The sequence below is a fragment of the Mesorhizobium sp. M4B.F.Ca.ET.017.02.2.1 genome, assembly GCF_003998955.1.
In the GTDB taxonomy this organism is placed as follows: domain Bacteria; phylum Pseudomonadota; class Alphaproteobacteria; order Rhizobiales; family Rhizobiaceae; genus Mesorhizobium; species Mesorhizobium abyssinicae.
The window spans coordinates 1-3,946 of the sequence record NZ_RZOF01000464.1 but is presented as its reverse complement, the minus strand read 5'-3'; the positions used below and the strand labels follow the sequence as shown (position 1 = coordinate 3,946).

The following is a 3,946-nucleotide window of genomic DNA, read 5'->3' as shown; positions in this document are numbered from 1 at the left end:
CGGCAGGCCTGCCCTGCAAGCACGCGCAGCCGCGCCTCGAGATAGGGAGCGCCGGCACGCTGCCAGGTCGTCAGCGCGGCGCGGATATGGCCGAGCGCGGTCGCGGCGCTGCCTTCGTGCAAGTCGATCTCGCCTCTCGCCTGCGAGGCCATCGCCGCCAGGATGTCGGTCGCGAAACGGCTGGCGATCGCTTCCAGCTCCTGGCAGGCGTCGCGTGCCTCCTCGATTGCGCCGGCGGCGATCATGATCTCGACCAGCGCCGGCAGCAGGCGGGCGCGGCCGAGTGGAGCCTTGGTCGTGGCGAGCACGCGGCGAAGGGTTGCCGCAGCCTGTTCGGCCCGGCCCTGCGCCAGCCGCAGCAGCGCCATGCCGGGCTGCGGTTCGAGCCCGAGCCTGCTGGCAGTGCGGTAGAGGTCCTCGGCGGCGGCGAACTCGCCGCGCAAGCGATGGATTTCGGCCTCCTGGTAGGCCGCGCCCGCCGCCGCCTCGCTGGCGGTGGTATGGGCCAACGACGTCGTCGCGCGGCGTGCCTCGGCGATCGCGTCCTGCCAGGCGCCGTTCAATTCCATGATCTCGGCGCGGTGCAAAAGGCAGACGCCGTTGAACTGGACAAGCTGCGGCTGCGTTCCGCACCAGTTCGACAGCGCCTCGGTCCATTCGCGCGAGCGGTCGAGCGCATAGACCTGCCGGCATGCGGCGATGAGGTTGCAATAGATGAGGCCGGTGACGATGGGCGAGAGCTTTCCGTCGACGGCCGGCAGCATGGCCTCGTCGAGCGAGGCGATGCCTTCGTCGATCCGGCCCTGCCGCACCAGCGCACGGCCGAGATAGCATCTGGCGAAGGCGACGAGGTCGATATCGCAACAGCGCTCGCCGATCGCCAGGGCCTGGCTCGCCAGCGGCGCGGCGGCCGGATCGTTACCCGTCATGAGTTCCTTCTGGGCCGCCAGCAAGATCAGATAGCCATGCGCCGCGCATTCGCGACCGAAGCCGTCGGCCAGGCGCTGGGCCTGCTGGATGCAGGCCGTCGCGTGGCCTTCCTCGCCGAGGGCGAGAAGGCGGAAGCCGCGAAAGAACGCCCAATACGCCGCCCGGTCGTAACGGCCCGCTTCGACATAGGCCTCGAACAGGCGGTCACCGGCGACCTGGCTGTCCTGATCGCGGTCGAGCATGGCGGCCGACCAGAGCTGCCGTTCGAGATCGTCCGGACCCAGCGGCGCGATCGCGTCCATGGCCTGCAGAAGCGCGAACGCATCCGCCCATGCCCGCTGCGCGTAGGCGTGGCGGGCCTTTTCAAGCAACGAGGCGGCGTCGGCCTTCATCGGCAAAGCATAGCATCGCCCGATTGCCGGCAGAAGAATGGCGACCGCCAGGCTTCGTCATTTCGACGTGAACGGCAGGACCGAGCAATGCCCGCGACATCGTTGGATATTGTCCTGCTAATTTGACACCTCGCGCGAGCGGGCAGAAAACTACGGCGGCGAGGTGAAACAGACTCGAAAGCGCGTTACGGTTGCATTTGGCGACGGCGGTTTCCGGACGCTCGCCTGCTGCGCCTGAAGGAGTGTCGTCATGGCAACCATCCTCACCGCCGTAATCCTTGCTCTCATCGGTCTGGTTCTTGGCGGCGGCGGCATCCGGTTGGCGATGCTCGGCGGCAGCTGGTACTACGTCATTGTCGGCCTTGCTTTCCTCATCACCGCCTGGCTCCTGTTCCGGCGCAGGTCGACAGGACTTTGGCTCTATGCGGCGATCGTGATCGGCACGCTGTGCTGGGCGGTGTGGGAAGCCGGCTTCGACTGGTGGGATCTGGGTCCGCGCGGCGGCGTCATCGTGCTTTTGGCGCTGTGGCTGCTGACGCCATGGGCGAGGCGAGGGCTCACCGGTCCCGATGGACGCGCGCCGCTGATCCTGGCGGTGCTGGCCTCGCTGGCCGTGGCCGGCTATTCGATGACCGCCGACCCAAAGGACATTGCCGGCGAGCTCAGCGCCGACAAGGTGACGCCGACGGCCGATCTCGGCGGCAACGTGCCGGAAGGCGAATGGCACTTCTACGGGCGCACGCCCTTCGGCCAGCGCTATTCGCCGCTCAACCAGATCACCGTCGACAACGTGGCTTCGCTGCAGCCGGCCTGGACCTATCGTACTGGCGACGTGAAGGGTCCGGACGATATCGGCGAGACGACCTATCAGGTGACGCCGCTGAAGATTGGCGATGCGCTCTACATCTGCACGCCGCACAATTTCGCCATCGCCATCGATGCCACGACCGGCAAGGAGAAATGGCGCTTCGACCCGAAGATCAAGCTCGATCCCAACCGGCAACACCAGACCTGCCGCGGCGTGTCCTATTATGCCGACGGCAAGATCGCCGCCGGCGAGCCATGCGCCGCGCGCGTCTATCTGCCGACCTCCGACGCGCGGCTGATCGCGCTCGACGCCGCGAACGGGCAGGTGTGTGCCTCCTTTGCGGAGGGCGGCACGCTGAACCTGCTCGCCAACATGCCGTATCCGAAGTCGGGCTACTACTATTCGACCTCGGCGCCGCTCATCGTCGGCGGCAAGATCATCGTCGGCGGCGCGGTCAACGACAATTATTCCACGCAGGAACCGTCGGGCGTCATCCGCGCCTTCGACGTCGACAGCGGCGCGCTGCTGTGGAACTGGGATTCCGGCAATCCGGACCAGACGACGCCGCTGCCGGCCGGCCAAAACTACACCAACAACTCGCCCAACATGTGGTCGACGCCGAGCGCCGACGAGAAGCTCGGCCTGCTCTACGTGCCGCTCGGCAACCAGACGCCGGACCAGCTCGGCGCCGGGCGCAGCGCCAATGTCGAGAAATTCTCGTCCTCGATCACCGCGCTCGACCTCAACAGCGGGCAGGTGCGCTGGGTGCGGCAGACCGTGCATCATGACCTTTGGGACATGGACGTGCCGGCGCAGCCATCGCTGGTCGACATCACCACGTCGAGCGGCGTCGTGCCGGGGCTGGTCGGGCCGACCAAGCAGGGCGATCTTTACGTGCTCGACCGGCGCAGCGGCGAGCCGATCATTCCCGTCAAGGAGGTGCCGGCGCCGGGCGGCGCGATCGAGGGCGACCACACCTCGCCGACGCAGCCGGAATCGGACCTCTCCTTCAATCCGAAGCCGCTGACCGGCGCCGACATGTGGGGCATCACCATGTTCGACCAGCTGGCCTGCCGGATCGAGCTCAAGGGCCTGCGCTACGAGGGTCGCTACACGCCGCCATCCGTGCAGGGCTCGCTGGTCTATCCCGGCAATTTCGGCGTCTTCAACTGGGGCGGCGTGGCAGTCGATCCGGTCCGGCAGGTGATGTTCGGCATGCCGACCTATCTGGCGTTCAAGTCGCAGCTCATCCCGCGCGACCAGGTGCCGCCACCGGACGAAGGACGCGGCAGCGAACAAGGGCTCAACCGCAACGAGGGCGCGCCTTACGCGGTGGTGATGGGGCCGTTCCTGTCGCCGCTCGGCATCCCCTGCCAGGCGCCGCCCTGGGGCTATGTCGCCGGCGCCGATCTCAGGACCGGCAAGATCGCCTACAAGCACCGCAACGGCACCGTGCGCGACATGACACCGCTGCCGCTGCCGTTCAAGGTCGGCGTGCCTGGGATTGGCGGGCCGATGATCACCGCCGGTGGGGTCGCGTTCCTGGGGGCGGCTGTCGACGATTATCTGCGCGCCTATGATCTGACGACCGGCAGGCAGCTTTGGAAAGCCAGGCTGCCGGCCGGCGGCCAGTCGACGCCGATGACCTATACGGTCGCCGACGGCCGCCAGTTCGTGGTCATCGTCGCTGGCGGCCACGGCTCGGTCGGGACCAAGCCGGGTGATTATGTGATGGCTTACGCCTTGCCGAAGTGAAGGCTTCTTCAGAGCCCGAGGTGGCCTTTGAGGCCCGGATCTCACCAATCAGGTGCTTGGC

General features: G+C 67.4%; 2 protein-coding genes. One reads left to right on the top strand and one right to left on the bottom strand.

The genetic code is table 11. The features are described 5' to 3' along the window. The coding region (locus EN738_RS31985) for a helix-turn-helix transcriptional regulator (RefSeq protein WP_127287070.1) at nt 1-1,322 on the bottom strand (1,322 nt) is incomplete at its 3' end. 250 nt (nt 1,323-1,572) lie between these two features. Here EN738_RS31985 and EN738_RS31980 point away from each other — a divergent pair. Next, nucleotides 1,573-3,885, top strand: coding sequence for a glucose/quinate/shikimate family membrane-bound PQQ-dependent dehydrogenase (locus EN738_RS31980; RefSeq protein WP_127287069.1), 2,313 nt, complete (start codon nt 1,573-1,575; stop codon nt 3,883-3,885). The last annotated feature ends 61 nt before the right edge of the window (nt 3,886-3,946 follow it).

Excerpts from the sequence above, each read along its gene's own strand:
- EN738_RS31980 (WP_127287069.1), top strand. The coding sequence starts at position 1,573 with ATGGCAACCATCCTCACCGCCGTAATCCTTGCTCTCATCGGTCTGGTT.